This window comes from Sphingomonas sp. 28-62-20, from assembly GCF_002281505.1.
On the sequence record NZ_NCGH01000021.1, the window covers coordinates 62,008 to 88,557 of the forward strand.

The 26,550-nt window shown below is 60.9% G+C and carries 22 protein-coding genes, 1 tRNA gene and 1 pseudogene; 13 read left to right on the forward strand and 11 right to left on the reverse strand.

Annotation, left to right across the window (positions count from 1 at the left end; translation table 11 throughout):
• Positions 1-207: 207 nt before the first annotated feature.
• A complete protein-coding gene (locus B7Y43_RS15850; RefSeq protein WP_374132646.1) occupies positions 208-513 on the reverse strand; it encodes a hypothetical protein in 306 nt (101 codons plus the stop codon).
• Positions 514-742: 229 nt separating this feature from the next.
• Between B7Y43_RS15850 and B7Y43_RS15855 the strand changes: the two genes are divergently transcribed.
• A complete protein-coding gene (locus B7Y43_RS15855) occupies positions 743-1,201 on the forward strand; it encodes a hypothetical protein (protein ID WP_374132647.1) in 459 nt (152 codons plus the stop codon).
• A gap of 91 nt (positions 1,202-1,292) precedes the next feature.
• Here the strand turns inward: B7Y43_RS15855 and B7Y43_RS15860 are convergent, their stop codons facing one another.
• The 3 genes from B7Y43_RS15860 to B7Y43_RS15870 form a co-directional block, all read right to left on the reverse strand.
• Positions 1,293-2,285 (reverse strand): cysteine synthase A, encoded by a 993-nt coding sequence (locus B7Y43_RS15860; protein ID WP_374132648.1) that lies wholly within the window; start codon positions 2,283-2,285, stop codon positions 1,293-1,295.
• Positions 2,286-2,366: 81 nt separating this feature from the next.
• Entirely contained in the window at positions 2,367-2,702 is a 336-nt protein-coding gene (locus B7Y43_RS15865) for a DUF962 domain-containing protein (RefSeq protein ID WP_374132649.1), read from the reverse strand.
• The gene (locus tag B7Y43_RS15870) at positions 2,699-4,750 is read right to left on the reverse strand and encodes an amidohydrolase family protein (RefSeq protein ID WP_374132650.1); all 2,052 of its coding nucleotides are present in this window, start codon (positions 4,748-4,750) and stop codon (positions 2,699-2,701) included. The genes B7Y43_RS15865 and B7Y43_RS15870 overlap by 4 nt, the downstream gene beginning before the upstream one ends.
• A gap of 368 nt (positions 4,751-5,118) precedes the next feature.
• Between B7Y43_RS15870 and B7Y43_RS15875 the strand changes: the two genes are divergently transcribed.
• From B7Y43_RS15875 to aat, 5 genes are all read left to right on the forward strand, one after another.
• Positions 5,119-6,903, forward strand: a complete 1,785-nt coding sequence (locus tag B7Y43_RS15875) for a tetratricopeptide repeat protein (RefSeq protein ID WP_374132651.1) — start codon at positions 5,119-5,121, stop codon at positions 6,901-6,903.
• A 72-nt stretch (positions 6,904-6,975) separates the two neighbouring features.
• A complete protein-coding gene (locus B7Y43_RS15880) occupies positions 6,976-8,382 on the forward strand; it encodes a type VI secretion protein ImpB (protein WP_374132652.1) in 1,407 nt (468 codons plus the stop codon).
• 115 nt (positions 8,383-8,497) lie between these two features.
• Positions 8,498-8,878 carry a hypothetical protein gene (locus B7Y43_RS15885; RefSeq protein ID WP_374132653.1) on the forward strand — a complete coding sequence of 127 codons (381 nt, stop codon included), beginning with the start codon at positions 8,498-8,500 and terminating at the stop codon, positions 8,876-8,878.
• Between the two features lie 154 nt (positions 8,879-9,032).
• Positions 9,033-9,761: a ParA family protein gene (locus tag B7Y43_RS15890; protein WP_374132654.1), complete on the forward strand. Its 729-nt coding sequence runs from the start codon at positions 9,033-9,035 to the stop codon at positions 9,759-9,761.
• Between the two features lie 14 nt (positions 9,762-9,775).
• Positions 9,776-10,513 (forward strand): leucyl/phenylalanyl-tRNA--protein transferase, encoded by a 738-nt coding sequence (aat, locus tag B7Y43_RS15895; RefSeq protein WP_374132655.1) that lies wholly within the window; start codon positions 9,776-9,778, stop codon positions 10,511-10,513.
• Positions 10,514-10,548: 35 nt separating this feature from the next.
• Here the strand turns inward: aat and B7Y43_RS15900 are convergent.
• The 5 genes and pseudogenes from B7Y43_RS15900 to B7Y43_RS15920 all read right to left on the reverse strand — a co-directional run.
• Positions 10,549-10,782: pseudogene (locus B7Y43_RS15900) on the reverse strand (DUF2155 domain-containing protein); the annotation flags it as partial.
• Positions 10,783-10,985: 203 nt separating this feature from the next.
• A complete protein-coding gene (locus B7Y43_RS15905; protein ID WP_374132656.1) occupies positions 10,986-11,378 on the reverse strand; it encodes an NADH:ubiquinone oxidoreductase subunit NDUFA12 in 393 nt (130 codons plus the stop codon).
• Positions 11,379-11,434: 56 nt separating this feature from the next.
• Positions 11,435-11,998 carry a DUF192 domain-containing protein gene (locus B7Y43_RS15910; protein WP_374132657.1) on the reverse strand — a complete coding sequence of 188 codons (564 nt, stop codon included), beginning with the start codon at positions 11,996-11,998 and terminating at the stop codon, positions 11,435-11,437.
• A gap of 6 nt (positions 11,999-12,004) precedes the next feature.
• A complete protein-coding gene (locus tag B7Y43_RS15915; protein ID WP_374132658.1) occupies positions 12,005-12,535 on the reverse strand; it encodes a cold-shock protein in 531 nt (176 codons plus the stop codon).
• Positions 12,536-12,713: 178 nt separating this feature from the next.
• A complete protein-coding gene (locus B7Y43_RS15920; RefSeq protein WP_374132659.1) occupies positions 12,714-13,238 on the reverse strand; it encodes a regulatory protein RecX in 525 nt (174 codons plus the stop codon).
• Positions 13,239-13,357: 119 nt separating this feature from the next.
• On the opposite strand from B7Y43_RS15920, the gene B7Y43_RS15925 reads away from it, so the two are divergent.
• The 7 genes from B7Y43_RS15925 (at position 13,358) to B7Y43_RS15955 (ending at position 22,432) form a co-directional block, all read left to right on the forward strand.
• Positions 13,358-15,121 carry a fatty acyl-AMP ligase gene (locus B7Y43_RS15925; protein WP_374132660.1) on the forward strand — a complete coding sequence of 588 codons (1,764 nt, stop codon included), beginning with the start codon at positions 13,358-13,360 and terminating at the stop codon, positions 15,119-15,121.
• A 218-nt stretch (positions 15,122-15,339) separates the two neighbouring features.
• Entirely contained in the window at positions 15,340-17,553 is a 2,214-nt protein-coding gene (locus tag B7Y43_RS15930) for a putative bifunctional diguanylate cyclase/phosphodiesterase (RefSeq protein ID WP_374132661.1), read from the forward strand.
• A 95-nt stretch (positions 17,554-17,648) separates the two neighbouring features.
• Positions 17,649-17,725 (forward strand) — tRNA-Trp (locus tag B7Y43_RS15935).
• A 181-nt stretch (positions 17,726-17,906) separates the two neighbouring features.
• Positions 17,907-18,104 carry a preprotein translocase subunit SecE gene (secE, locus tag B7Y43_RS15940; RefSeq protein WP_374132662.1) on the forward strand — a complete coding sequence of 66 codons (198 nt, stop codon included), beginning with the start codon at positions 17,907-17,909 and terminating at the stop codon, positions 18,102-18,104.
• Between the two features lie 26 nt (positions 18,105-18,130).
• The gene (nusG, locus tag B7Y43_RS15945) at positions 18,131-18,670 is read left to right on the forward strand and encodes a transcription termination/antitermination protein NusG (RefSeq protein ID WP_374132663.1); all 540 of its coding nucleotides are present in this window, start codon (positions 18,131-18,133) and stop codon (positions 18,668-18,670) included.
• A gap of 530 nt (positions 18,671-19,200) precedes the next feature.
• The gene (locus B7Y43_RS15950) at positions 19,201-19,821 is read left to right on the forward strand and encodes a biliverdin-producing heme oxygenase (protein WP_374132669.1); all 621 of its coding nucleotides are present in this window, start codon (positions 19,201-19,203) and stop codon (positions 19,819-19,821) included.
• The gene (locus tag B7Y43_RS15955) at positions 19,814-22,432 is read left to right on the forward strand and encodes an HWE histidine kinase domain-containing protein (RefSeq protein ID WP_374132664.1); all 2,619 of its coding nucleotides are present in this window, start codon (positions 19,814-19,816) and stop codon (positions 22,430-22,432) included. Before B7Y43_RS15950 ends, B7Y43_RS15955 begins: the two co-directional genes overlap by 8 nt.
• A 147-nt stretch (positions 22,433-22,579) precedes the next feature.
• Here the strand turns inward: B7Y43_RS15955 and B7Y43_RS15960 are convergent, their stop codons facing one another.
• On the reverse strand, positions 22,580-23,959 hold the full coding sequence (locus B7Y43_RS15960) for an HlyD family type I secretion periplasmic adaptor subunit (RefSeq protein WP_374132665.1): 1,380 nt from the start codon (positions 23,957-23,959) through the stop codon (positions 22,580-22,582).
• Positions 23,956-25,689, reverse strand: coding sequence for a type I secretion system permease/ATPase (locus B7Y43_RS15965; protein ID WP_374132666.1), 1,734 nt, complete (start codon positions 25,687-25,689; stop codon positions 23,956-23,958). Before B7Y43_RS15965 ends, B7Y43_RS15960 begins: the two co-directional genes overlap by 4 nt.
• Positions 25,690-26,550 lie beyond the last annotated feature (861 nt).

Sequence of the window (26,550 nt, forward strand, 5' to 3'; positions counted from 1 at the left end):
AATGGGAAATTCGGGGAATTCGCGGGAAACTAGGCGAACCTCGGGGAACTACTGGTCAAGGCGGGCCGCCATTACTATCAATGTTCTTAATTTGTTCTGGTAATTCGTGGTTAATCATGGCCGTATTTGGCGCACACACCCCTGCGGAACGCGCCGATTCCCGGCGCGTGGGGCAAATTCCCCGACGAGTTTCGGCGCTGACCGGCATCATTTCTGCTCAGGATAATTGGGGGCGGGCGTAGTGGTGTTGAGCGCCTCGGTCTCGGCGCTGGGCGCAACGCCTAGCTCGGCCAACGGCTCCTTGACGGGATCGGTTACATTGTCGGCCGGGCTGGTGAGATTGGCAGCCAATGGTGGCCGGACGCCATCGGCAATGGTGACCGGGACCGGCTCTCTGCTCGCCGAACTGAAGATTGCGCTCGCCAGTCCGATTAACAGCATGACAAAGGCAAGCCCCGTCATGCCGACCTTGACCCGCTGTATCGCCTGAGACGGTTCCTGCGCGCTTTTCATACCAACCCCAAAGCTAGCGGAGTCGGCAGCATTTGTCGAACACCGGGGTGAAACCGGTAGCATCAAGGCGTAAATTTATGGATGCGAGCGATCGAGCGTCGCGAAGGCGGATCATTACCTTGCCCGATCGCAACAGAGCAAAGCCAATGCTGCGCCCAGACTTGCAGCCGTCACATGAGTATGGCAGCCAGGTGCGCTATCTGGTTGATCAGGTTGAGGGGTGATAATCATGAAATCACAGATGTTTCGGGTGGCTGTTGCGACCGTTATGGTTCTATCGGCGCCCGCTATAGCGCAAACAACCCCACTTCGCTTGTCGCCGGCCCAAGCTGTGATCAACGCCGCCGAGATGCCGGCTGGAATCGGGGGCGTGTTCGAGATGGTCGTGCGGGCAACCGGACGACAGAATGGGTTTTTATACCTGAACTCAGAGGCAGATTACCGCGACCCGAGAAACCTGACGATCGTGGTGACTCCCTCTTTGGAAAAGGAACTCAGCGACCGACTTGGCGGTCCCGTTGACACCACCGTCCTGAAAAAAGTGATCGCGGTGAGGGGCATTGCCCGAAAAACGAGGATCGACTTCACGGCCGACGGTCGCCCGACCGGCAAATATTACTTCCAGACCCATTTGCGTATCAGGTCCGCGCGCGACCTAACCGTTGAAGGGGAACGCCCCATGCCGTGATCGGTGCCCCGCTCTTTTGCGTCATGGCCGCCGCTGAGAAAGCGCACAAAGCCTATCGAGATCCGAATGTGGAGCGAGACCCAGGGGCTATTTATACCGCCGCAACCGATGTCGGCAGCACCAGCCCCTTGGCGGCTAACCAGGCCGGATTGTAGAGCGTTGATAAATACCGAAAACCTGTGTCGCACAGGATCGTCACCACGCGCTTGCCCGGCCCCAGATCGCGCGCCAGCCGCACCGCACCGGCAATGTTGATGCCCGATGACAGACCCAGGCAGAGCCCCTCTTCATCGAGCATCCGGCGCACCCATTCATAACCCTCGGCATCTGAAATCCGGTATTGCGTGTCGATTGGCGCGCCTTCCAGATTGGCGGTGATCCGCCCCTGCCCGATCCCCTCGGCAACTGATGACCCTTCGGACTTCAGTTCGCCATGCGCGTAATAGGCATAGAGCGCCGCGCCGTGCGGATCGCTGAGTGCAATCGTCACCCGCTCGTCCTTGCTCTTCAGCCCCATGCCAACGCCCGCGATCGTGCCGCCCGTCCCCGCTGCACATGTAAAGCCGTCAATCTGCCCGTCCATTTGCGCCCAGATTTCCTCGGCAGTGCCCATGATGTGGGCGCGGCGGTTGGCGATATTGTCGAACTGGTTTGCCCACACCGCATTGGGCGTTTCCTCAGCAATCCGGCGCGACTGGTGGACGAAATGGCAGGGATTGGAATAGGGACAGGCCGGCACCAGCACCAATTCCGCCCCCAGCGCGCGCAGCGTGGCCATTTTCTCCTGGCTCTGCGTATCGGGCATCACGATGATGGTCTTATAGCCCTTGGCATTGGCAACGAGTGCCAGCCCGATCCCGGTATTGCCTGCCGTGCCCTCCACGATCGTACCGCCGGGCGCTATCGCGCCGCGCGCCTCGGCATCCTCGACGATATACAGCGCTGCCCGGTCCTTTACCGACGCGCCAGGATTGGCGAATTCGCACTTCGCGAAAATCTCGCCGCCGCTGGCCGCACTGGGGCCGGCGAGCCGAACCAGCGGGGTGTTGCCAATCAGGGCGAGGCTATTGGGGATCGTTGTCATGGCGCCATCAATGGCGACGCGAGCCGCGCGCTGCAACCCACCGAAACTGTCGATCGGCCAACAACCACTATCGAACGCCCGCTATCGCGAAGCCACCCCAGCCGCCGCCAGATGCCCAGGCAGCCGCCCGCTCAGCCACAGGAAAAACATCCGATAATCGCTCACCAGCGACCAGAGCGGATAGGTGAAGGTGGCCGGCCGGTTCTTCTCCACCGCGAAATGCGCGGGCCAGGCCATGCCATAGCCGGCCAGCGGCACCAGTGCCCACCACCATCCGCCCAGCACGATCGCTAGGCCCGCAAAGCCGAAGGTCATCGCCGTGCCGATATAATGCAGCATACGGGTTTCCGGCTTGGCGTGCTCGCGCAGGTAAAAGGGCCAGAATTCGGCATAGCTGGTGATCGCTTTCGTGCTCATTTCGGGCGTCCCGAAAAGCCAGCGGCCTGGCGCAGCTCGTCGGCGTTCATCAGCGCGCCGTCGCTCATCACCCAGACAGTGCGTCGCATCGCGCCGATATCCTTTGATACATCGCCATCGACCAGCACCAGATCGGCTTCCTTACCAACCGTGACTGATCCGGTCGCCTTGTCGGCGCCAACCAATCGGGCAGGCATGATGGTTGCGGTCTGGAGCGCTTCGCCGGGCGTGAATCCCGCTTGCACGTACAGCTCGAGTTCGCGCACGATTTCCAGCCCGCTGCCATCGGTGCCCGCGACGATCGGCACGCCAGCGTCGTGCAATGCCTTCACCAGCGCCACCAGCTTGGCAAAGCTCGCGCGCCAATCGGCCCGCGTCACGCCCGCCGGCGGTTGGAACCCGCCCGCGCGAAAGCCACGCTCCACCGCTGGCGGCATGGTACCAACATAGGGCGCATAGGACGGCGACAGATCGCCATTTTCAGGCACGTAAAGCCCCTCAAACACGCCCAGCGTGGGATCGACGACGGTCTTTTTCGCCGCCATCAGCTTGATCAGCGACTTCATCGGCTCGGCGTTGAGGTCGACATCTTTGGCGTATTTGCCGGGCCCATAGAATCGCTGGATGCCGTTATCCACATTCACCACTTCATCGGGCAGCGCCTGCATCATCACGAAGTTGATATGGGTGATCTCATCATAACCGCCCGCGATCACTTCGGTCGGCCGCAGCGACGCGGGGATATGGCCGTGAACATGAAGGCTAAGCTGCTTGGCCTCCTTAATCGCTGGCCACAGCCATTCTGGCTTCATCGAGGTGTAGAATTTGACGGCGGTAAAGCCGTTTTCCTTCGCGCGCCGCACCGCCGCAATCGCTTCGTCAGCGGACCCGACGCTGATCCCGCCCTGCGCCTGCAGCGGTCCCTTGCCGTCGATCAGCACCGATGAATAGACCGTCGGGAACAGCAATTTGCCCGCCGCGATCTGCTGGTTGCGCAATAATGTCGGCTGGATATCGGCGCCAGGATTGCGCGCGCTCGTCTCGCCCTGCGACAGCAACTGCAAACCCGTCAGATCGGAGCCAACATGCATGTGCGCGTCCCAGATACCAGGGGACAGCGTCTTGCCCTTGCCGTCGATCACACGGGCGTTGGCAGGCAGCTTCACCGTCGCCGCAGCACCGATCACGGTGATCTTGCCCTTGTCGGCAACCACGGTCTGGTCGTCGATGAACTTGCCCGTTAGCGCATCGAACAGCTTCACATGCGTGAAAGCGACCGGCACTGGCGACACCGTGCCAAAGCGCGCTTTGTACGCCGGATTGCGCGCGGCCAGCGCGTCAATCTGCGCCTTTTGGAGCTTGAGCATGTCGCCGATATAGGCGTCGGGCAACAGCGCAATGCCATTCACGAAGCCGAAAAAGGTGCCGTCGGCGTTCATCACTACGGGGATCGGCTCGTTTGAAACGCCTTCGAGCGTCCAGACCGTCACCGTCTTGGCGGTCGCGCCGCTGCCGACCGCGACATCGACCAGCTTTTCGAGCCGCGCCACCCCGCCCGGCAGCAACGGCACCTGCCGCCCCGGCGCCTTCATGATCGCTTCGACGAAATAGGCGTTGGCCGCAAACGGCCCCCCAAAGCTGGCATATTGCGCCTTGCCGTCATAGGCCGCGCTGCCCTTGTCGATCGGCGACTGCCAGGTCGCGGTCCCGTTGGTGATCGCGAAAGTCTCCGCCGAATCGCCATTGGGGGTAAAGCCGCGAATGACGATCTTGTCGGGCTGGCCATTGGCGGCGGTGTGGATCACCTCATCCTGCTCGAACACCTGCCCGCGCAGGTTCATGCTCTCGCGAAACGCAAAACTGCCGTCGGCGAGCCGCCACACTGCCGCGCTGCCATGTTCGCCCGCCGCCGAAACGAGCTTGAACTGCTGCGCATCGCCCGGGGGCACCAGCAATTGCTCCTTGGGAAGCTGGGCAATGGCCGGGACGGCTGCCCAGACCAGGCTGATCGCTGCACTGGCTGCCAAGATGGTGATGCGACTCGTCATCAATCTGCTCCCCCCAAAGGTGTGTGACTCATCTACCACACGACCTGCCGGCTGCAAGCAAGCTTTGCGGCCATCGCGCGACCTATCCACCCTGGTCCCGTCAGGTCTTTCGCTGCCGCCTATGTCTGCTTCTTGGGTCGCAACACCCACTCTATTCGCTTCGCCTTTCATCGCGCTTGGCCTTGTCGACACCCATAACCGACGCCCCTGCCCGCCCACATAACCTGCCGGTGGACGGGTCGATCGAACGATTTCATGATTTGGTTGAAACGCGTCCACACGTCAGAAATCATTCAAAACAATAGCATAGCACCGAACGATTCAGTATGAACCTTCGGCACGGCTCGACGACTTATTTGGGTGACCTGATGGCAAAGCATCTGTGGTGGTGGGTTGCGATATCTGCATGCGCAATGATTCCAATGCCATCTCAGAGTCATATGCTGCCGCCGCTCGCCAAGGCGCAGCAAAGTGACGGAACCGAACCGACCGCTCCCGAAAAACTCGGTGAACCCGACATCGTCGTCAGCGGCCTCATCAACAAAAAAAAGGGCCCCTGGAAGCGTGCGGAGGCCGAACACGTTATCGTTATCGCTCAAAACAGCGTTGATGAATTGAGAAGAATAACGCGAAATGTAGAAAGCCTCCATTATTTGCTGTCGAGGCTTTATCGCCGTGGCGACACGTCTGACGTTACCAAAAAGGTCGAAATTACATTATTTGACCCATCGACAAAGCTTTCCGATCTGGGGATCGCCGATATATCGGCAAAAAGCGGATATTATCCATCAGGATTTTCAAGCCCAGCTTACTATATAGCAGGTGAGAATGGACCAATTCTAACGATCGTCCAGAAATATCAGTTGATTGAGCTCAACACGCAGAAAGCATATAATGAAGAATGCGACGACCGTCACGCAGCGGGAGAAATAGGACTGTGTCCTGAACCGTATTATTTCCCTATCGTAAGGGAATGGGAGGCGGAACTTTACGCGCTATACACGCAACATTTTATCAATACATACCACCCGTTGGCTTATCCAAGCTGGTATGTTGAAAGTATCGGTGCCTTATTTTCAACTGCCGATATTCATAAAAATGGATCGATAAATTATGCGCGGTATCCAACGCAGTATAAACAATTTTTCAGATCATATGAAAATTTAAATGTCGCTGACATCCTTACTGGTAAATACATCACTATAGGCCGAGAAAAGTCGCGCTGGACTCCATACCACGCTTGGTTGGTCGCTCATTATTTCGTTTATTCAAAACTTAAACCCGAACGTGCCGCGCAGTTTCGCCAGTATATGGGTGATATCAGTCGCGGCAAACCAATGGCTGAAGCCGCAAATGTGTTTGGCAATTTGTCGAAGCTGCAACGGGAAATCCTTTCCTATTCCAGGTCCGACTTTTATTTCGCCCAGGCCAAGCCGCCAGCGAACCCGATTGGCGAGCCAGTGATCACGCCATTGTCCCCCGCCGCCGCCGCCCTGATTGCCGCGAAAATCGAACTTGGTGCGCGGCTTGCTGCGCAACCGATCGCTGCCGGATCTGCCCTGCCTGCACCCACACTGGTCGACGCGCAGCGCAGCGTCGATTGGCTGGCGCGCGTACGCAGTGTGGCTGATCTCTACAGCGATGGCGATACGCTCGCGTTTGCCGCCGAGGCAGAGTGCCGGGCTGGCAACGCTGACAGGTGCCTTGCCTATGCCGAACGGGCGCTGGACAAGGCACCGAATAATGTTCTTGCTCTGACGTGGAAAGGGGTCGCGCTAACGGACAAAGCCGTTATCGCCCCCGTCGCAAATCAACCGGTAATGCTTGCCCTTGCGCGCAAGACTATCCAACGCGCAGTAGAACTTGACGGCCAATCGCCTATCCCCCGGATCGCCTATTTCCAAAGCTTCACCAAATTGGGCGAACGTGCTCCAATGGATGCCATGGCCGGATTGGTCGACGCCATTCGGCGCGTGCCAGCCGCACCGAAGCCGCGCCTTTATCTTGGCGAAGAACTGATTCGCCGGGGCGAGATCGAAGCGGCGCGCCAGATCCTGCATACCGTGCTCTTTGCCCCCTATGAGTCGCCCGAAAGGACCGCCGCAAGGGCCTTATTCGCGATGCCGCCCACAGGGACGGGTTCGGGAAACTGATAGCCCGATGGTGGCGGCCACACGCCGCTGGCGGCCCTTTCCTCCGCGGCGTCGTTCCGCTATGTTCTTCAGATGTTCTCGGCAGATGCCCTTACCGATTTCGTTTCCGCTGGCCCCACGCCCGGGGCGTCTCCACAGGAGCAATGGCGCCCCGTACCTTCCGAAACCTTATCCACCGGCGCTAGGGAAAATCTGACCCTACCGCCGCGTCCGCTTCGCTGGCTGTTCCTCGATCTCAACAGCTATTTCGCCAGCGTCGAACAGCAACTAAACCCGGCGCTGCGCGGCAAGCCCATTCTGGTCGCGCCGGTCGATAGCGACACCACCGTCGCTATCGCCGCCAGCATTGAAGCCAAGCGATTTGGCATCAAAACCGGCACGCCCGTATGGGAGGCGAAACGGCTGTGTCGCGACATCATCGTCACGCCGGCCCGGCATGACAAATATGTCGAGTTTCATGACGCGATCATCGCCGAAATCTGGCGGCACATTCCGGTGACCAAGGTTTGTTCGATTGATGAGGTCGCCTGCCACTTGCTCGACAATGAAAACAGCGTCGCCGCGGTGACGGCACTGGCCCACCGCATCAAGGCGGGTATCCGCACCAATATCGGCGATTGCATGACCAGCTCAATCGGCGTCGCCCCCAACCGGCTGCTTGCCAAGCTGGCGTCAGACATGATGAAGCCCGATGGGCTGATCATCCTGCATGCCGAAACGCTGCCCCACCGGCTTTATGACTTACCCTTGCGCGACATTGCCGGAATCGGCGCGAAAATGGAGCGGCGGCTGGCGCAGGAGGGGATCAACGATATCCGCCAACTATGTGAGCGCCGCCCGCGCGACGCGGGCAATGCCTGGGGCGGCACCAATGGCGATCGGCTCTGGTATCTGCTCCACGGCGTCGATCTCCCCGAAAAACCAACGCAAAGTCGCACGATCGGGCACAGCCATGTGCTGTCGCCGGGCAAGCGCGGGCTGGAACCGGTCCGGCTTACCGCGCGGCGCCTCGCGCTGAAAGCCGCCAGCCGGCTCCGGCGCAAAGGCTATCGCAGCCGATTGCTGGTGCTCCATGGCAAGTTTGAGGACGACAAGAGCAATTGGCGTGTGGCAACGAAATTGCCCGCAACGCAGGACAGTTTCGTGATCCTCGCCGCGCTTGACGCGCTGTTTCCGCAATTAGCGGCGGCGGGGCGCAAGCGGGGTGGCGGATTTCAGCTGCGGATGGTTGGCGTGACGCTGGGCGAGATCGAACCGGTTGCAGGCGAACAGCAATCGCTTTTTGCGCATCTCGATCCCGATGACCCACTGGCCCGTGAAACGCGCGGCCTCGCGCTCAGCCGTGCGATGGATTCGATCAATGAAAAATTCGGCCGCCATGCCGTGTCGGTCGGCCCAATCCATGGCGGCCGCATCGATCGGGTCGGCACCAAAATCGCCTTTGGCCGCATTCCAGAGGCGCATGAGTTCCACGAATAAGCATGGCGGTCACGCGACGATTTCATGACAAAAATATTGCAACGCAAAAGCGAAAGTCGGCAGAAAATATGGCCTCTTGACGAAACTTACTGCGTACGCGAAGCATTTCGACGCTATGAAAAAAACCCTCCTCATCGCCGCCGTCGCTCTGCTGGTTTTCCCGCTCGCGGCATGTGAACAAAAGCCCGAAACGGTGACCGATCAGGCACCCGATCCGCAGGCCGAGGCGCTGGCAAAAGCGCCAAAGGTTGTCCTGCCGCCGTCAATCAAGGCGACAGTCACCTTTCGGTGCAAGGATCACAGCCTTGCCATGGTCGATTTCTTCTCGGGCAATATGCAGGTCAATTTGCGCGGCCAGCGCGACGATGCACCGATCAAGCTGACCGCGGAAAAGGCAGGCGATCCCTTTGTTGCCGATGGCTATTCGCTGACCGGCACGCCCGACGCGATCACGCTGGCTCAACCTGGCAAGCCCAGCCAGACCTGCAAGAAGTAAGAACAGCACCACATTCCGGCATCATCGCCGCATCAAGATTTGGGCCGGGGTTCATTGAACCACCGGCCCTATTTCTGTGCAGGCACCGCAATGGGTTGCGCCCGCGCGCTTGGTTGGGCACGATGGCTTGCCAACCACGGAGGATGAAAGCCCCTTGGCGACTATTGCGATCTACAGCCTGAAAGGCGGCGTCGGCAAAACGACGCTTTCCGTTAATCTTGCCTGGTGCGCAGCGATGCTATCGGCGCGCCGCACCTTGTTGTGGGACCTTGATCCACAGGCCGCCTCCACCTTCATGCTCACCGATCGCAAGACCAAGGATCAGGCGCAATCAATCTTCACCAAGGATGTCGATCCGGCCAAGCTGGTCCGCAAGACCGCGATAGAACGGCTCGATCTGATCGGCGCGGATTCGTCGCTGCGTGGCCTCGACGTGCTGTTTCATGAAATCGACAAGAAAAAACTGCTGACGAAATTGCTGGCGTCCGTCGGCAAACATTATGATCGCGTGCTGCTGGATTGCCCGCCGGGGCTGACCGAGACGAGCGATCAGGTGATGCGCGCGGCCGACCTTATCGTCGTGCCCGTCATCCCATCGCCCCTGTCAGAGCGCGCCTATGCCGAAGTGGTCGATCAGCTCGGCAAACGCGCGCAGCTGATGCCCGTGCATTCGATGGTCGACAAGCGCCGCAAGCTGCATGGCGAAGCGCTGGCCCGTCATCCCGATTGGCCAGTCATCCCGATGGCGAGCGTGGTCGAATCGATGACGGTGCGCCGCGCCCCGGTCGGCAGTTTCGCGGCAAAATCGCCCTCGGGCCAGGCCTTTGCCCAGCTCTGGCAGATCATCGAGAAGCGGTTGGCAACCCCGGCCAGCAAAGGCTGACAGCACCGAAACGGATGACGAGTCTCGATCCCAAGCTGGTGCTGGGCGCCTATGCGGTTGGCGTTTTCCCGATGGCCGACCATCGCACCGCGGACAGCGTCTATTGGGTTGAGCCAAAGCGGCGGGCGATCCTGCCGCTGGATGGATTCCATCTGTCGCATTCGCTGAAGAAGACGGTGGTGGGGGATCGCTATCGCGTCACGGCCGACACCGCATTTGCCGACATCATCGCGCTGTGCGCCGATTCGGCCGTCGATCGGCCCGATACATGGATCAATCCCGCGATCGAGGCGGTTTTTACCGAACTGCACCACAGGGGATATGCCCATTCGATCGAATGCTGGGACGATGATCAGCTGGTCGGCGGGCTGTATGGACTGGCGCTGGGCCGTGCCTTTTTCGGCGAAAGCATGGTCAGCCGCGCGCGCGATGCGTCAAAAGTGGCGCTGGCCTGGCTGGTCGCGCGGCTGCGCGTTGGTGGCTTCACGCTGCTCGATTGCCAGTTTCAAACCGATCATCTCGCCTCGCTCGGCGCAACCGAGATTAGTCGGCGCGATTATCTCGGGCTGCTGTCCGCTGCTGTCGATGGCGCTGTCGCGGGCGCGCTTGGCGCTGCTGCGGTTTCGGCGGGGGTCGCCTCGCCATCCGAACTCGCCGTCGGCGACTTCTTTGCGCTCGATCGGCTCGCGCCAGAAACCGCTTCGCCGCCCTCGGGGAAGCGCATTGCGCAACTTTTGGTCCAGACGTCATAGATCGGGTGCTGGACGACGTTCAGCGCTGGTCGCTCCTTGTACAGCCAGCCTGAAAAGGCGCGCCGCCAATTGCGGTCGGGCTGCTGGACATCCATCTGGACGAACGCGCCGGTAAATTCTTCCTGCTCCCAGGGGGCGGTGTGTTCGCACGCCCGCAGCCGCACCACGACATCGCCCACGCGCACCGCTTGGCCGGGCTTCAAGGTAATATCGCGCGCCACGCCGTTGCGCTTGTTGAGCAGGCCGAGCACCGCGACCCGCTCCGCCATCGGTGTTGCGCCCTTCAACTGCAGCAAATCGGGGGTCACATCGACAGTAACGATATCGGAACCGGCCTGGACCTGGTCGAGCACGCTGGTGCCAACCGATTTGATCGCCACATCGTCCCCAGGCGTACCACCGAAAAAACGGATGCCCGCCCAAATGCACAGCGCAAGCAAAATCGCGCCGCCCCCGGCCAGCAGCCAGGGCCTCACTCGCCCGGCGTCCACGCTTCGTAATCACCGGTTGCGGCGGCCCGTCGGCCACCCTGCTCAAGCGCACCTGCCGGGCGATAGGCATGCGCCGTGCCGGTTTGATTCGGCAGGGCCGGTTTTTGCCAGCGTCGCGCCGGTGGCAACGCCTGATCGGGCAGCGCCTCAACCTGATGATGCAACCAGCCAAACCACTCCGGCGGCACGCGGCTGGCGTCATTGGCGCCGGCATAAATCACCCAGCGCCGGGCAATGCCGTTCATGTCGACACCGCCCTGATAATAAACGTTGCCGAGCGAATCCTCGCCGACACGCGTCTTGCCCCGCAATGCCCAGTTGGTGCCGATGGTGGCCCCGTTCCACCAGGTGAAGATCGATTGAAGAACGCCCATAGCCGCCGCTTAGCCGTTGGCGGCGCTAGCAGCAACCGCCTCTCGCGCCTCCGGGATCAATTGCTGGCCGCGCCGGCAGATGCAGTGTTGGCCACGGCATTGGCTGGGCGGGCCGCGCGTCCTTGCCAGTCGACCATGTCATCCTCGGCAATGCCCAATTCTGCCGATCGGCCACCAACCAGTTCAAGGACCGCTGCGACCGGCTCACCCGATGAGATCGGCGCTTCCGAAAACGGCGTGGTGTTTTCTGCGATACGCGCGATCGATCCGTCAGCACGAATGAAGATGATATCAAGCGGCGTTGGCGTGTTCTTCATGTAAAAGCTCGCCTCTTCCGGCGTCCCGCTCGGCGGATAGGGCGCAAACAGCATCCCGCCATCCCGCAAAATATCCGTCCGATACATCAGCCCGCGCTGCTGTTCCTGCTCGGTCTTGGCAGTTTCTACCTGGAAGCGGTGCAGGCCATTGCTGCTCTTGATCGTTACCGCGATCGTGGCCGCTTTGGCCTCGCTCGTGGCGGTTCCGGTTAGCCCGTTGCCCGAACAGCCCGGCAGCAGCACAAGCAGCGGCACGATCAGGCCGAACGCCGCGGCGGCACGGCGATGCTGCATCAATGACATGAAGTGTCAGCCTTCTCGTTCGACCAGCACCGCAAGCGGACCCTTTTGTCCCTCGACAATCCGCGCACGCAGCGGCTGATCGGGCTCCACTTCGCCGATATTGGCACGGCGGAGCGTTTCCATATGGACGAATATATCGGCTGAATCGGCATCACGCACCAGAAAACCATAGCCTTTGAGCCGATTGAACCATTTGACGGTCACCGGTTCAAATTCGCCAGCGTCGGCGATCAGCGCGTCCGGATCAATTCGTACACCCGTAACCCGCGCGCGGGGCGGCGGTTCAACCGCATTGGTCAGGTCAATCTCAACAATATCGCGCGCCTGAAAACCGCGATCGCGCTTAACGGCGACGCATTCAATCACCGTGCCCTCTGGCAAGCTACGGCGACCATGCGCCTGCAGGACTGAAAAATGTATCAAAACGTCGCCGATCGCAGGATCGTCAGCGACCAGAAAACCAAATCCGCGGGTAATATCGAACCATTTCAATGTCCCTTTGACGGTGCGTTCAATCGCTCCCGACTTGTCGGACATAGGTTCGCCGCCATCGGCACATTGCCGATCAAGTGTGTCCGCAGGCTCAAGATTGGCGTGCGGCCCAACCCGCATAAAACTTACTCCCCCGTAACGATTATTAGCACACAAAATCAGAAGGTAAATCCTTGGCAATTTCGCAGCGATCGCCCGCTTTCCTGCCGTTGAATTACAGCTGTTATGCGATCTCGCTGGTGTCATCCCCCGGCGCCATCGACGCAATCCGACGAGCCAGGCCAAAATCATGGCCGCTGCGGATCATCGCGGCGATCTGCTTTTCTCGCACGGCGCGGTCTGGTATTTCAGTGGCATAGGGGCCGATCCGGCGCTTTCGGGCAAAGGTCAACGCAGCCTCAATCGCGCGATCGGCAATGGCGGGTGCGAGAGCGGCACTATCCTCGCTGCCAATGCCCGCATGATGCAAAGCCCCCGCCACTCGGCGCGCGCCAAGCCCCCGGCGTGCCATTGCCTGCGCCCGCGCATCGCCAAAGGCGCGGTCATCAATATACCCCGCCGCCGCGAATCGCTCGGCAATTGCTGCTATGTCGGGCACTGCACCGTCAAAGCCGCGCTGCCTTATCTTGCCGTTCAAATAGGTGGTCAGCCGCGCCCTTGTGGTCGCGAAACGCTCGACATAGCGGAGCGCCAACCGTTCCAAAGCGGGGCTATCAAGGGGTTTGGTTGGCGGCCTGGCAACACGCATGCCATCATTGTGCCACACTCACACTGGATTTTGAACGCTTGCTCGAGGCAGAGTGATCGACTTATCCGCGGCTTCGGTTCAAGAAGTCGCGATCAAGGGTAGTAAACATGGGTTCGGAAATGGCGCACATTGATAAGGTCGCGGCGGAAACTTCGCCATCTGCGCCTGTGCCCACCGCAACTTTTGATGATCTGCCGCGCCGGTTTGCTGATTTTGATACGCTTAACGAAGCGCTGGATTACGCGGCCGCTGGCAAGCGGGGATTAAACTTCCACGATCCCCGCGGGTCGCTCTCGCGTCCTTACCCCTATGCCGAATTGCGCAGCGATGCGATTGATACAGCCCTCCGTCTGGTCGCCATGGGCGTAAAGCCGCTCGATCGGATTGCGTTGGTCGCCGAAACGGGACCGGAATTCGCCGCGCTGTTTTTCGGCGTGGTCTATGCCGGTGCCTGGCCAGTGCCATTGCCCCTGCCCACCTCTTTTGGCGGCCGCGATTCCTATATCGATCAAATCCGCGTTCAGCTCGGCAGCTGCGACCCATCTTTGCTGATTTACCCACCTGAACTGGCGGACATGGCCGGCGAAGCGGCGCGACTCGGCGGTGTTGCGGGCATGGATTGGGCCGAACTTGCCACGCGCCCTGCCACTGCGGCTCCCCTGCCGCAGGCAAAGCCCGACGATATCGGCTATCTGCAATATTCGAGCGGCTCTACGCGCTTTCCGCATGGCGTCGCGGTTACCCACCGCGCCTTGCTCAACAATCTTGCCGCGCACAGCCATGGCATGAATTTGATCGAGAGCGATCGCGTCATTTCCTGGCTGCCCTGGTACCACGATATGGGCTTGGTCGGCTGCTTCCTGTCGCCAGTCGCCAATCAGATTTCGGTCGATTATCTGAAGACAGAAGATTTCGCGCGCCGACCGCTCGCCTGGCTCGATCTCGTCACCCGCAATGCCGCTACCTCGGTTAGCTATTCCCCCACCTTCGGCTACGATATTTGCGCGCGGCGCATGTCGAGCCAGACCAAGGCGTCGGGCCGGTTTGATCTGTCGCGCTGGCGGGTTGCTGGTAATGGCGCAGATATGATCCGCCCCGATGTGATGCAGGGCTTTGTCGATGCCTTTGAAGGGGCCGGCTTTAAGGCGAGCGCCTTTCTTCCCAGCTATGGTTTGGCCGAGGCGACGCTGGCTGTATCGATCATGCCGCCGGGTGAGGGCATTCGCGTCGAATTGGTTGAAGAAACTCAATTGTCCGGCGTTTCAGCCGGGCAGGACCGCCCGCAGCGCTATCGCGCGATCGTCAATTGCGGCAAGCCGGTGCGCGATATGGCGGTCGAAGTGCGCGAAGAAGATGGCACCCCGCTGCCTGACCGCGCAATCGGCAAGGTCTGGTGCAAGGGTCCATCGATCATGGATGGCTATTTCCGCGATCCCGATTCAACCGCTGCCTGCATGGTCGATGGCTGGCTCGATACCGGCGATATGGGTTATATGTCAGACGGTTATGTCTATATCGTCGGACGCGCCAAGGATATGATCATCGTCAATGGCAAGAATCATTGGCCGCAGGATATCGAATGGGCCGTCGAACAGCTGCCCGGCTTTAAGGCAGGCGACATTGCAGCGTTTGCGATCACTACCCCGGGCGGCGAAGAAACCCCAGCAGTCCTTGTGCAATGCCGCAGTTCAGATGAGCATGAACGGGTCCGGTTGCGCGAAGCCATCCGTGAGAAGGTCCGCTCCGTTACCGGCATGAATTGCGTGATCGAACTGATCCCGCCGCGCACCCTGCCCCGCACCAGTTCCGGCAAACTCAGTCGCGCCAAGGCGCGCAATCTGTATCTCAATGGTGAGATCAAACCCTATGCGATTGCTGCCTGACCGCAGCCTAAAAAAGCACCCGACGTCTCTTTTTTCTAACCATCTGCTAACCAACGGCGATGTAAAATGGCCTTGTGCCATCAAAATCCGCCTCGCAATTTGCTCAGCCGAAAATAGATGCCCGCGCATTGCTGGGCATTTATGATCCAGCGGATTCAACGGATTGGGGCCCGATCCGCGCTGCTCAGTTACATGCCGGTCGCCAATTGGCGCTCTTCATGCTGGCCACCAACGTCATCGGTGCAGCGCTTGTCATTTTGCTGGCCGCCCGGATCCTGCCACCATGGGCGCTGGTGGGCTGGGGTATCGTCATTGCGGCTGTCAGTGCGACCATTACCTTTCGCCGGCTAAGTCCAACCTATCTGCTCGCGCCGACGGCCCCGATTGAAGCAGTCCAGGCGACAGCGTTGGAGGGCATTGCGCTTGGGGCGGTATGGTCCGTACCACCGATTATTCTGTCGATCATGGCGGAAATGGGCGATTCGCTGGGCCTATGGGTCATCCTTCCGGTGCTGATGACGGCATCGTCGGTAGCGATGGCAGCATTACCGCTCGCCACGATGAGTTTTCTGGCGCTGTTAGGCGGCACGATCAGCATCGTGCTCGCCTTTGCCAGTGGGCCGCTGATGGCCGCCACTGCCCTGTTGTTCACCCTGCTGCTGATGATTGGATGCTTCAGCAGAGCGAAATCGCTGGTGATCATCCGCGCGAACGAAATTGCCTTGGCCGAGCGCGACGAGACGGTGAGCCTGTTGCTGAACGAAGAGGAAGACCAGAGCGCAGATTGGCTGTGGGAAATCGATTCGGCCAAGCGGATCGTGCGCGCATCGCCGCGCTTTGCCTATGCCGTCGGCATGGATCCGGTAACGATCAACAAAATGCCTTTCCTCCAATTGCTGGCCGGTTCGGCCTGGGAATCGGGCAATTTTTCGGCGGGGCTGCGCATCCTTGCCGAAAAGCTGAAGAATCGCGAAGCCTTTCGCGACCTGGTCGTACCAGTGCAGATCAACGGGGTTGAACGCTGGTGGGAAATCGCCGCAACACCGCGCACCGACGAAACAGGCAAGTTCATCGGCTTTCGCGGTGTGGGCTCCGACATTACCGAAGCGCGCGCCTCCGCCGACAAGATCAGTCGCATGGCTCGATTTGATGCGCTCACCGGGCTTGCCAACCGGCTATTGCTTACCGAAACGCTCTCCCGCGCGATGGCCGATGCAGAGCGCTGGAATTCCCGCTGCGCCTTTGTGATGATTGATCTCGATCGCTTCAAAGCGGTGAACGACACGCTTGGCCATCCGGTTGGCGATCGGATGCTGATTCAGGTCGCCGATCGGCTGCGCGGTCTGGTGACCGATCGCGAAATGGTGGGGCGGCTGGGCGGCGACGAATTTGCCATCGTCATCAGCGACGCCAGTGACAGCAACCGGATCGAGCGTCTCGCCAATGCGATCATCGAAGCGATCGCCCAGCCCTATGATATCGATCAGAACATCCTGTATATCGGCGCCAGTCTAGGCATGGCGATCGGTCCACGCGACGGCCGGACGACCGAGATGCTGATCCGGTCCGCCGATCTGGCGCTATACCGGTCCAAGGACGCGGGCGGCAATGTCTGCCATGTTTACGAGCCGCAGCTTCATGCCGTTGCGGAGGAACGCCGCGTGCTGGAAATGGCGCTGCGCAAGGCGCTGCCGAATGGCGAACTGCATTTGAACTATCAGCCGGTCGTCAGCGCCGAAACCGGAGCGCTGACGGGTTTTGAGGCGCTGCTGCGCTGGACCCACCCGGAGCTCGGCAATATTTCACCAGTGAAGTTCATCCCGCTGGCCGAAGACACCCGGCTGATCGCGCCGATTGGCGAATGGGTGTTGCGCACCGCGTGTGATGAAGCCGCCCGCTGGGACTATCCAGTGCGCGTCGCCGTCAATGTCTCGCCGGTGCAACTGACCACCCCCAGCTTTGTCAACGTGGTCGCGTCCGCGCTCGCCAATAGCGGGTTGCCGCCTGACCGGCTGGAACTTGAAGTCACCGAAAGCGTGTTCCTGCATGAGGGCGCAGGCGCGATCAAGGTGCTCGAAAAAATCCTGGCACTGGGCGTGAAGCTATCGCTCGACGATTTCGGCACCGGCTATTCCTCGCTTGGCTATCTGAGCCGTACGCGCTTCTCGTCGATCAAGATCGATCGCAGCTTTGTGCAGGGTGCGTCCAAAAAGGTGCCCGAAGCGATTGCCATCATCCGCGCAGTGGTCGCACTGGCCCAATCGCTCGGCATGGCCACCACCGCCGAAGGCGTGGAAACCGAGGAAGAACACCGCATGGTCTATGAACTTGGCTGTACCAAGGTGCAGGGCTATTATTTCGGCCGCCCGCTGCCGGTGGAAGAAGCCCGCGCCGTCGTCAACCGCGCCGCCCGCGCCCAGGCAGCCGCCTGAACGCGCCGCGCAAGCGCTCGAAACTCACCCGACATATCGCCGCACACAGCGTTCTTGCGTCCGCCGCAGGGCGCGGTTAAGGGGTTGGGCAGCGTAGGGGTGTAGCTCAGCTGGTTAGAGCGTCGGTCTCCAAAACCGAAGGCCCTCGGTTCGAGTCCGAGCTCCCCTGCCAATTCCCCAATTCCCCCACTTCCCCAATTCAACCGCATCTGCCCGCTGGCCTTGCGTTTCTGCAGGGGGCTCGCTAGATGCTTTTCCTATTCCGAAAATGGGGATGGGCGCGGCCGGTTCGACAAGGACCGGGCGGCGGCTCTTTGCCCCGGACGCGGGGCTTTTGAACAGGTTTTAGCAACGTGGCAAAGACAACCCCTCTCGAATTCCTCCGTCAGGTGCAGACCGAAACCAAGAAGGTTGTCTGGCCCACCCGGCGCGAAACGATCATGACCGGGGTGATGGTGATGGTGATGACGCTGATGCTCGGCGTCTTCTTCTTCACGGTCGATTCGTTTTTCGAAGCGATCGTCAAACTGTTGCTGTCGTTCGCAAAATAAGCGTGGAAGCAAGGACGCATTAACGCATGGCACGCTGGTATATCATTCACGCCTATTCGGGTTTCGAGGGCAAGGTTCGCGATTCGATCATGGCGGAGGCGACCCGCATGGGGCTCGATCGGCTGGTCGAAGCCGTCGAAGTCCCCACCGAAACGGTGACCGAGGCACGGCGCGGCAAGAAGATTCAAGTCGAACGCAAATTTATGCCGGGCTATGTGCTCGCCAAGCTCGACATGAATGACGATGTCTATCACCTCGTCAAGAACACGCCCAAGGTCACTGGCTTTCTGGGATCGATGGGCAAGCCCCAGCCAATCAGCGAGACCGAAGCGGCCCGGATGCTCTCCACCAAGGAAGAAGCCGCCGCCGCCAACATCAAGCAGCAGGTCAAGGTCGATTACGAGATTGGCGATGCCGTAAAGGTGCTCGACGGCCCGTTCGCGAGCTTCAACGGCACCGTAGAGGAACTCGATTTCGACAAATCGAAGGTCAAGGTATCGGTATCGATCTTCGGCCGCGCGACGCCCGTGGAACTGGACTTCGAGCAAGTCGAACGCGTAAAATAAGGCGCCGGGCGCACAGGATTAGCGCAAGCTAATCCTGAGACGCCCCAGACCGGCCGGCGGGCGGGCAACGCCCGGCCCGTCCGACGAAGACGCGGGATTTATTCCCGCGTCGCTAGCGGCTCCCTCACCAATTCCATCTCGGCCCGCTGTTCCTGCAAAATGGAACCGGCCATTGCAAAAAGCGACCAGAACTAGCGGGTCAAACAGCGGACATTTGGTAAATCGCCGTGCGGTAGCTCCAAGCGAGGCTCGGCTCGCCGACGCCCGGCCTTGGAATAATTCATCTGGGACGGCCCGCATGATCATTGATTAGGGCCCGCGGAACAAATGCCATAAATCTGCGTTGTCGGTTATATCGGGGGCGTAACATCATCAGTTGAGGGTGTCGTCCGCGTTGATCGGCGGCTTATTTCTCTGAGCAAAGTTTACCAGCGCCCATTTCCGCGCAGATTGCATGCGAGAGGCTTCACGCTTGTCGGGGCGGTTTCCTGGCGTCGGTTCCGCGACAAACTGGATTTGACGCCTTCGTGATGGATATCCATGCGATCGCCCTTGAGTACCCTTCGGGGTCCGCGTGTTCGCCCGCTCCAAATCTGCGCGAACGCTTGCGAGAGGCAACGAGCGAGGTTCACGAAAGGCTCCACAGCCATTCGGGGCTCGCGGCAGTTCAATCGGGCACTATTGGAAAAGCCGCCTACACCGCATTGTTACGCCGCCTGTACGGCTTCCACCGACCATTCGAGGTGGCGGCCAATCTTGTGCCCGATCGCACGGTTTGGCTCGAACATGATTTAATTGATCTGGGTGTCGATCCCAGGTCCTTGGCCGCATTGCCCCGCTCCATAGCCTTTCCAGCAAAAGCGTCAGCCGAGTATTTGCTGGGCGCGCGCTATGTAGTGGAGGGTTCTGCGCTTGGCGGGCGCGGGCTGGCGCGACAGCTTGACGCCTTGCTGGGCGCCGGCGAGACCAAGGGCCGCTGCTTCTTTGCTGGCCATGGCGCAGAAACCGGGGCGGTTTGGCGTGCCTATCTCGACCAATTGTCGAGCGCACAAGCCGGGGCGTGGGCCCAGGCGGCCATTGTCGCGGGAGCAACCCACACTTTCGCAATATTCGAGCAATGGCTCGAGGGATGGAACGATGGGTATGACTGACCGGACACTAAAGCGCGACCAGGTCGATTTGACGAACTGCGATCGCGAGCCGATCCATATTCCCGGCGCGATCCTCCCCCACGGCGCGATGTTGGTGCTGGAAAGCGGCACGCTGCACGTCCTTCAGGCGGCAGGCGATACGCTGGCATTACTGGGCCGCCCCATCGACGCGCTGCTCGATCGACCCGTCGATACGCTGTTTTCCGAAGGCCAAATCAATCATCTCCAGGCGCTCTGTAACGAAAGCGACCTCGTCAAGCCGCGCCATCTGCTCGATCCGCTTCTGCGCGTCATGCCCGATCGTCCGCTCGATGCCAGTGCGCACCGCGTCGATGGCAATCTCATTATCGAATTCGAGGCGGGCGAGCCGGGTGATCCGTTCTTCACTGATCCGCTCTCCGCAGTACAACTCATGGTCGAGGGGTTTGGGGTAGCAACGTCGCTGAGCGCCTTATGTCAGATGGCGACCGCCAGCGTCCGGCGTATGGCGCGATATGATCGGGTGATGGTCTACCGTTTCATGGCCGACGGATCAGGTTGGGTCATTGCCGAAAGCCGGGCGCCTGAACTGGCTCCTTTTCTCGACCTTCATTATCCTGCGGCCGATATCCCGCAACAGGCGCGCGCGCTGTACCTGAAAAGCTGGCTGCGGCTGATTACGCAGGTCGATTATGATCCGGCACCGCTGACGCCCGCCCTGAACCCCCTTACCGGCAAGCCGCTGGACATGAGTTTCGCGATCCTGCGCGATGTATCGCCAATCCACCGCGAATATCTTCGTAACATGGGCATCGATGCGTCGATGTCGATCTCGATCATCGTCGATGGCAAGCTGTGGGGACTGATCGCCTGCCACAACAATAGCCCGCGTCTGCTGCCGCGCCACTTGCGCGCGGCGTGCGAGCTGTTCGGCTCGATATTCTCTCTTCAGATCGAGGCACGCGAAAAGAGTGAGCAGTTCGAGACACGGCTTGCGAGCCGCAAGATCCTCCAAGAACTGATGCTCAACCTCGCGGGTGTTGGGGATTATGCTTTTGGTCTCACCCAGCAAACACCCAATCTGCTCGATTACATCCACGGCGGGGACATCGCCCTTGATGGCGCGCACAACGGCGGCGTTGCCGTGTGCGTTGAGGGAGAAATCACCTTTCTAGGGGTGACCCCGGATCGCACACAAATCACCGAGCTGACCGAATGGCTAACGTCGTACATGGTCGAAACCGAAGGCACCTTTGCCACGGATCGTTTGAGCGAAATCTATCCGCCTGCACAGGCGTTCACTGAAGTCGCATCGGGCCTTCTGGTCATTGCAGTATCGCGCGATCCGGCAGATTTTATCCTCTGGTTTCGGCCTGAATTGGTCGAAACGGCTTTGTGGGCGGGCGACCCGGCCAAACCAATGACGACCGGCCCCGACGGAGATCGACTCTCTCCGCGTAAATCATTTGAGGTATGGAAACACACAGTACGCGGACGTGCGCTACCATGGACGTCGGCGGAAACTGATTCAGCATTCGATCTGCGGATCTCGCTATTGCATGTGGTGTTGCGCCGAATCGAGGCGGCATCGCGAGAGCGACAAGCGGCGCACGACCGCGACAAACTGCTGATGGCCGAACTCGATCACCGCGTGAAAAACACGCTCGCGAACATCCAGGCGCTTGTCACTCTTTCTAGCCGAAGTGCTGAATCGTTAACGAGTTTTGTCGAGGGGCTCGACAAGCGCATTCACTCGATGGCCAAGGCGCATAACCTGTTGACGCAGAGCAGGTGGGAGGGTGTTTCAGTCGAGGGCCTCCTGCGACAGGAAATTGAAGCCTATGGCCACGCACCCGGCGGCGTTGCCATGAGCGGCGTCCATGTGGTGCTGACCCCAAAATCGGCACTGTCATTGTCACTGGCGCTGCATGAGCTTGCGACCAATGCCGGAAAATATGGTGCGTTCTCCGTGGTCGGCGGTCGTGTCGATGTCACCTGGCAATTGCGCGAAGACGGTGGCCTGGGCTTGTCCTGGACCGAATCAGGCGGTCCGCCTGTCAAACCGCCGACACAGCGGGGGTTCGGATCAAACCTCATCGAACGCGCGTTGGCGCTCGAAACCGGGGGCGGCGCGACCATTCGCTACGAACCCGGCGGTGTTATCTGCGACATCATCTTGCCCAAATCGTCGCTGGTCGAACTAACGACCATCCCTGTCGCAAAGCCGCTGACCGCCACGAGGGGAGATGCGACACGGGCGATGCCCGAACACCCTCGGCTTTTGGTGGTTGAGGACTCCTTCCTCGTGCTTCTGACCGTTGAGGGGATGTGTGAAGACCTTGGCTGGCAAGTCATTGGCCCCGCCACGCGGCTCGATAAAGCGATCGCGCTTGCCAAGGCCGAAACGTTTGACGCGGCGTTGTTAGACATCAATCTTGACGGCGAAATGTCGTGGGCCGTCGCTGAAGTGCTCAACGAACGGGGAATCCCGTTTGCGTTCAGTTCTGGTTACGATCAATCCAATGTGCTGCCGGACTATCTCGCGGGCAGCGAGATCATCGCAAAGCCGTATCGGATCGAAGAACTTACCAATCGGCTGCGCGAGATGATGATGCGGCCTCGTTTGCCTTGAGCGTCGCTACCCACCCATCGCAGGCGTAGATCCCGCGTCGTCGGATGGGTTGGCTTTTCCGCCCTCCGACCGGGCCTTTGCCGTCTCCCGGCCAGCTGCGCTGGGCGGGTTTGGCGTCCGCGCCCGCTCCATACCGAAAACCCCGGCTCACTGCTCGCGAAATGACGCCCAAAGCCTGCCCAACAAGGGCTCCAGGATATAATCCAGCGCGGTGCGCTTTTTCAGGGGGATCAGCACCTCGACAGGCATGCCGGCGCGCAGGGCGAAATCATGCCCGCGCACCGTGCCAATCAGGTGCAGCTGATCACGGGGCACCGTGACTTCGCCAGTGAAGAAACTGCCGCCGGATCGCTCATCCGAAAAACTATCAGCGGACAACCGCGTGAGCTTGCCTTCCAGGGTGGGCAGGGTGCGTTCGTGCAGGCCGGGAAAGCGGATGAGCGTGCGCTGGCCGATCGCCAGATCATCGGCGTCATTGGGCGATATGCGGGCCTGGATTTTGAGCGGGGTTTTCTCCGGCACAATGTCCATCAGTTTTTGGCCGGGGGAAATCACGCCGCCGGGCGTGAAGATCGACAGGCCAATAATGGCCCCCGTGGCGGGCGCCCTGATCGCGGTGCGGGCCAATTGATCGCGCGCGGCCGCCCATTTGGGGAGCAGCTCGCCCAGACCATTGTCGATATCGCGCAGGTCTGCGGCGATGCGTTCGCGGAAACTGCGCTGCGCCTCCAGCATCTGTAATTCGCTCTCGCGCGCTGCCTCCCGCGTTTGCGCGACGCTGGCGCTGAACTGGCCCTGCTGGCCGTCGAGCTGGGCGCGCGCGCGTTCCAGCTCACGCATGCGGGTTTGCGAGACAAAGCCTTTTTCCGCGATCGGCCGCAATGCGTCGATCTGTTCGTCCATCAGCCGCAATTGCTCCTTGGTGGACACTGCCTGGCGGCCATAGCCGCGCCCCTGCTCTGCCGATTGCGCCACGCGCTGGCCAAGCGCGCCACGCTGTGCCTGCAGCACCGCTGCACGGGCGGATAGCTCGGTTTGTTGCAAGCGCAGCGCGATGAGCGATTGCGCGCGATCCTCTGGCTCGAGGGTCGCAAATTCCTGCGGAGGGGTGATCCGCGTTTGGCCCAGTTGCTCCGCCTCCAGCCGGGCGCGCTGCGCCAAGAGCCGGATGGATTGGGATGCCAGCGCGCGTTCCTGCGCCTGCACCTCGGCTGCGGCCAGTTGGAGCAATATCTGGCCGCGCACGACGCGCTGGCCTTCGCGGACGAAGATCTTGCCGACCACGCCGCCATCGCGGTGCTGCACCGCCTGGCGCTGACCAGAGACGACCAAGGTGCCCGGTGCATAGGCAGCAGCATCAAGCCGAGCGAACGCCGCCCAGCCGAGGAAAAGCACGAAGAAGAGCGCGGCAATGACGCTGCCCGTGCGAATATCGCGGGCGGGATCGGCAACGTTGGGGGCGGCAGGCGTAGGGGTAGCTGGCGCGGGAAAAGCCGCCTGCGGGGGTGGGACGAAGGGCGCGTTCATGATGCGGCCGCCATTGTTGCAGGCACGACGCGGCGCAACGCTGGCGGCGTCACCTTGGGCACAATCTCGTCGCGTGGCCCGTACAGATCGACCCGACCATCGCGCAGGACCAGGATTTTGTCGACAACGGGGAGGATGCCGAGCTTGTGCGACACGATCAGGATCGTGCGCCCGTCCGCCTTCAACGCCTCCAGCGCGGCGACCAGTGCGCTATCGCCTTCGCCATCGAGATGCGCATTGGGTTCATCGAGCAGCAGCAGCGCCGGGTTGCCATAAACGGCGCGCGCCAAGCCAATCCGCTGCGCCTGCCCCGCCGATACGCCGCGACCGCCAAGCGTGAGCGGGTAATCATAGCCGCCCGGCAGGCGGCGGATCAGCGCGTCGGCGCCGACTTTATCGGCTGCTTCAACCACCGCCGCATCGATCGCGGGGCGATGATCGCCAAGCTCCCCGCTGAACCGCGCAATATTTTCCGCCACGGTCCCGGCAAACAGGGCCGAGTCCTGCGGCAGATAGCCGATATGCTGGGCGAGCCTTTCGGGGTCCCAATCCTGCGCATTCGCGCCGTCAATCCGCACGATGCCGCGATCGAGCACCAGCGCGCCGGCGATCGCGCGGATCAATGTGGATTTGCCCGCCCCGCTTGGCCCGATCACCGCGACGACCTCCCCCGGCTCGATCCGGAGCGACACGCCGTTGACGATCGCCCCGTCGCGCGCCGCGTTCAGCACCGTCACGCCGTCGAGCACCAGCGCACCGCGCGGGGGCGGCAATTGTGTCGCGGGCGCGCGCGCAACCGTGCTGGCGAGCAACTCGTCCAGGCTGCGATAGCTTTGCCGGGCCTGGCTGATACTCTTCCAGCTGCCAATCAGCAGCTCGATCGGCGCGAGCGCGCGGGCGATCAGGAAGGATGCGGCAAAAATGGCCCCGCCTGAAATCTGGTTTTCAATCGCCAGCAACGCGCCGATCCCCAGCGCCAGCGATTGCAAGGCCAGCCGCGTAAACTTCGTCACCGTCAAAAAGCCACCCGCCGCGAAGCTCGCATCGGTTTGGGCGACCAGCATCGCGTCGCGTTGGCGCAGCTGCCGGGCAACCATGGCCCGCCGCATGCCGAGCGCGCGCAGACTGTCCGCCGAGGACAGCAACCCATCCTGGCTGGCATAGGAAGCGGCGGCGATCCCCTGCGCATGATCAAGCCGTGCCCGCGTCGATCGCTCGGTTGCCCAGGCGATCAGCGGCAGGATGGCGCACCCCAACAAGGCCACCAGCCCCAAAAAGGGGTGCACGACAAAGCACACCAGCACATAAATCGGTGCCCAGGGCGCGTCGAACAGCGCCATCATGCCGGGCCCCGTCAACGTACTGCGCATCGTATCAAACTCGCGCAGCGCCTGGCGCGCAATTGGCAGATCGGGCCGCCCCAGCGTCGCATCCAGGATCAGCGGGGCAAGGGCCGCATCAAGCTGCACCCCGGCGCGCACCAACAGCCGCGTCCGCACCTGATCAAGCAATGCCAGCGTGATCAACGCAAACATCAGGACAAGCGTGAGGAACGCCAGCGTTTGCAGCCCCTGCGTCGGCACAACGCGATCATAGACTTGCAGCATGTAGATCGTCGGGACGATGTAGAGCAGGTTGACGAGCGCGCTAAAGGCAGCGGCGGCGACAAAATGCCGCCGACACAGCGCAAGCGCCGATGCCATCACGGCCACAGGCTGGGCCTGCGTCATCGCGATGCCCAGGGCGCGGCGACCCGCGCGACCATGCAGGCCGCGCGGTTCAAGGTCACCGCTGCCCTGCCCCGATTAGGCGATCTGTTACAAACCATCGGCGCGTTCATGATCAAAATCCGGGAACAAGGGGAGCATCGGCACAGTAATGCCGCACGCCATCGCCGCTAGACGCCAGCGAACCCCAGACGCCGGGTTGGGCGCCGGAAAACACAATCGGGATCGCAAGCGTAACGACACCGCCAACCCCTAAATCGCGCGGCATTACCCAAAGCTGGCCAAAGTGGATGAACGTCGCATTCACCGCGCGGGATTGCGCGCGACAAGGGCTTGGGGCGGCGCGCGGGGAATTGTTGCGGCCGGGCAGAGCATTGGCCTTGGCGCGGTGCGGGCGGAGGGGAAGGGCGAACCGGCGACGCGAATTTAGCTGGCTGGGCTGCGTTTATTGAGTGGCTTGCGGATGGCCGGGCGCTGTTTTCGGCGAGTGTGACGGTGGTGGCGGGGTTTTGGTGAGGTGAGGTGCGGGCGGCTTTGCGCTCCAATGGTGGCCATTGAACTAAAATCGCGAAGATCCTAAGAACCGTCATTCGCTAAAGATACAGCTGTGCCAGCCCATTTAGTCGCATATCTTGCAATTGCTTGACCCTCGGTCACTCACTAAACAGGCAGCGATGGCACGGATCAACCTCAAAAAATTCATCGCCGAGCATTACAAGGGCGGCGTAACGGCGCGAGACGTCATCCGCGAAGGCGTGACCAATTTGGTCTGAGCCCCGCGTTTTCCTCCAGATTTGAGTAGAGTCCGGCCCACCAAGGGAGTCGGATGATGAAGGCAAGCAGGTTCAGCGAAGAGCAGATTAT

What these genes read in the sequence shown, in the direction of transcription:
- B7Y43_RS15870 (WP_374132650.1), bottom strand. Translation starts at nt 4,750, where the DNA reads ATGACGAGTCGCATCACCATCTTGGCAGCCAGTGCAGCGATCAGCCTG.
- B7Y43_RS15850 (WP_374132646.1), bottom strand. Translation starts at nt 513, where the DNA reads ATGAAAAGCGCGCAGGAACCGTCTCAGGCGATACAGCGGGTCAAGGTC.
- B7Y43_RS15880 (WP_374132652.1), top strand. Translation starts at nt 6,976, where the DNA reads ATGTTCTCGGCAGATGCCCTTACCGATTTCGTTTCCGCTGGCCCCACG.
- B7Y43_RS15960 (WP_374132665.1), bottom strand. Translation starts at nt 23,959, where the DNA reads ATGAACGCGCCCTTCGTCCCACCCCCGCAGGCGGCTTTTCCCGCGCCA.
- B7Y43_RS15920 (WP_374132659.1), bottom strand. Translation starts at nt 13,238, where the DNA reads ATGCGTGTTGCCAGGCCGCCAACCAAACCCCTTGATAGCCCCGCTTTG.
- B7Y43_RS15950 (WP_374132669.1), top strand. Translation starts at nt 19,201, where the DNA reads ATGGATATCCATGCGATCGCCCTTGAGTACCCTTCGGGGTCCGCGTGT.
- B7Y43_RS15875 (WP_374132651.1), top strand. Translation starts at nt 5,119, where the DNA reads ATGGCAAAGCATCTGTGGTGGTGGGTTGCGATATCTGCATGCGCAATG.
- B7Y43_RS15965 (WP_374132666.1), bottom strand. Translation starts at nt 25,689, where the DNA reads ATGACGCAGGCCCAGCCTGTGGCCGTGATGGCATCGGCGCTTGCGCTG.
- B7Y43_RS15925 (WP_374132660.1), top strand. Translation starts at nt 13,358, where the DNA reads ATGGCGCACATTGATAAGGTCGCGGCGGAAACTTCGCCATCTGCGCCT.
- aat (WP_374132655.1), top strand. Translation starts at nt 9,776, where the DNA reads ATGACGAGTCTCGATCCCAAGCTGGTGCTGGGCGCCTATGCGGTTGGC.
- B7Y43_RS15885 (WP_374132653.1), top strand. Translation starts at nt 8,498, where the DNA reads ATGAAAAAAACCCTCCTCATCGCCGCCGTCGCTCTGCTGGTTTTCCCG.
- B7Y43_RS15905 (WP_374132656.1), bottom strand. Translation starts at nt 11,378, where the DNA reads ATGGGCGTTCTTCAATCGATCTTCACCTGGTGGAACGGGGCCACCATC.
- nusG (WP_374132663.1), top strand. Translation starts at nt 18,131, where the DNA reads ATGGCACGCTGGTATATCATTCACGCCTATTCGGGTTTCGAGGGCAAG.
- B7Y43_RS15855 (WP_374132647.1), top strand. Translation starts at nt 743, where the DNA reads ATGAAATCACAGATGTTTCGGGTGGCTGTTGCGACCGTTATGGTTCTA.
- B7Y43_RS15915 (WP_374132658.1), bottom strand. Translation starts at nt 12,535, where the DNA reads ATGTCCGACAAGTCGGGAGCGATTGAACGCACCGTCAAAGGGACATTG.
- B7Y43_RS15910 (WP_374132657.1), bottom strand. Translation starts at nt 11,998, where the DNA reads ATGTCATTGATGCAGCATCGCCGTGCCGCCGCGGCGTTCGGCCTGATC.
- B7Y43_RS15955 (WP_374132664.1), top strand. Translation starts at nt 19,814, where the DNA reads ATGACTGACCGGACACTAAAGCGCGACCAGGTCGATTTGACGAACTGC.
- B7Y43_RS15865 (WP_374132649.1), bottom strand. Translation starts at nt 2,702, where the DNA reads ATGAGCACGAAAGCGATCACCAGCTATGCCGAATTCTGGCCCTTTTAC.
- B7Y43_RS15930 (WP_374132661.1), top strand. Translation starts at nt 15,340, where the DNA reads ATGCTGGCCACCAACGTCATCGGTGCAGCGCTTGTCATTTTGCTGGCC.
- B7Y43_RS15860 (WP_374132648.1), bottom strand. Translation starts at nt 2,285, where the DNA reads ATGACAACGATCCCCAATAGCCTCGCCCTGATTGGCAACACCCCGCTG.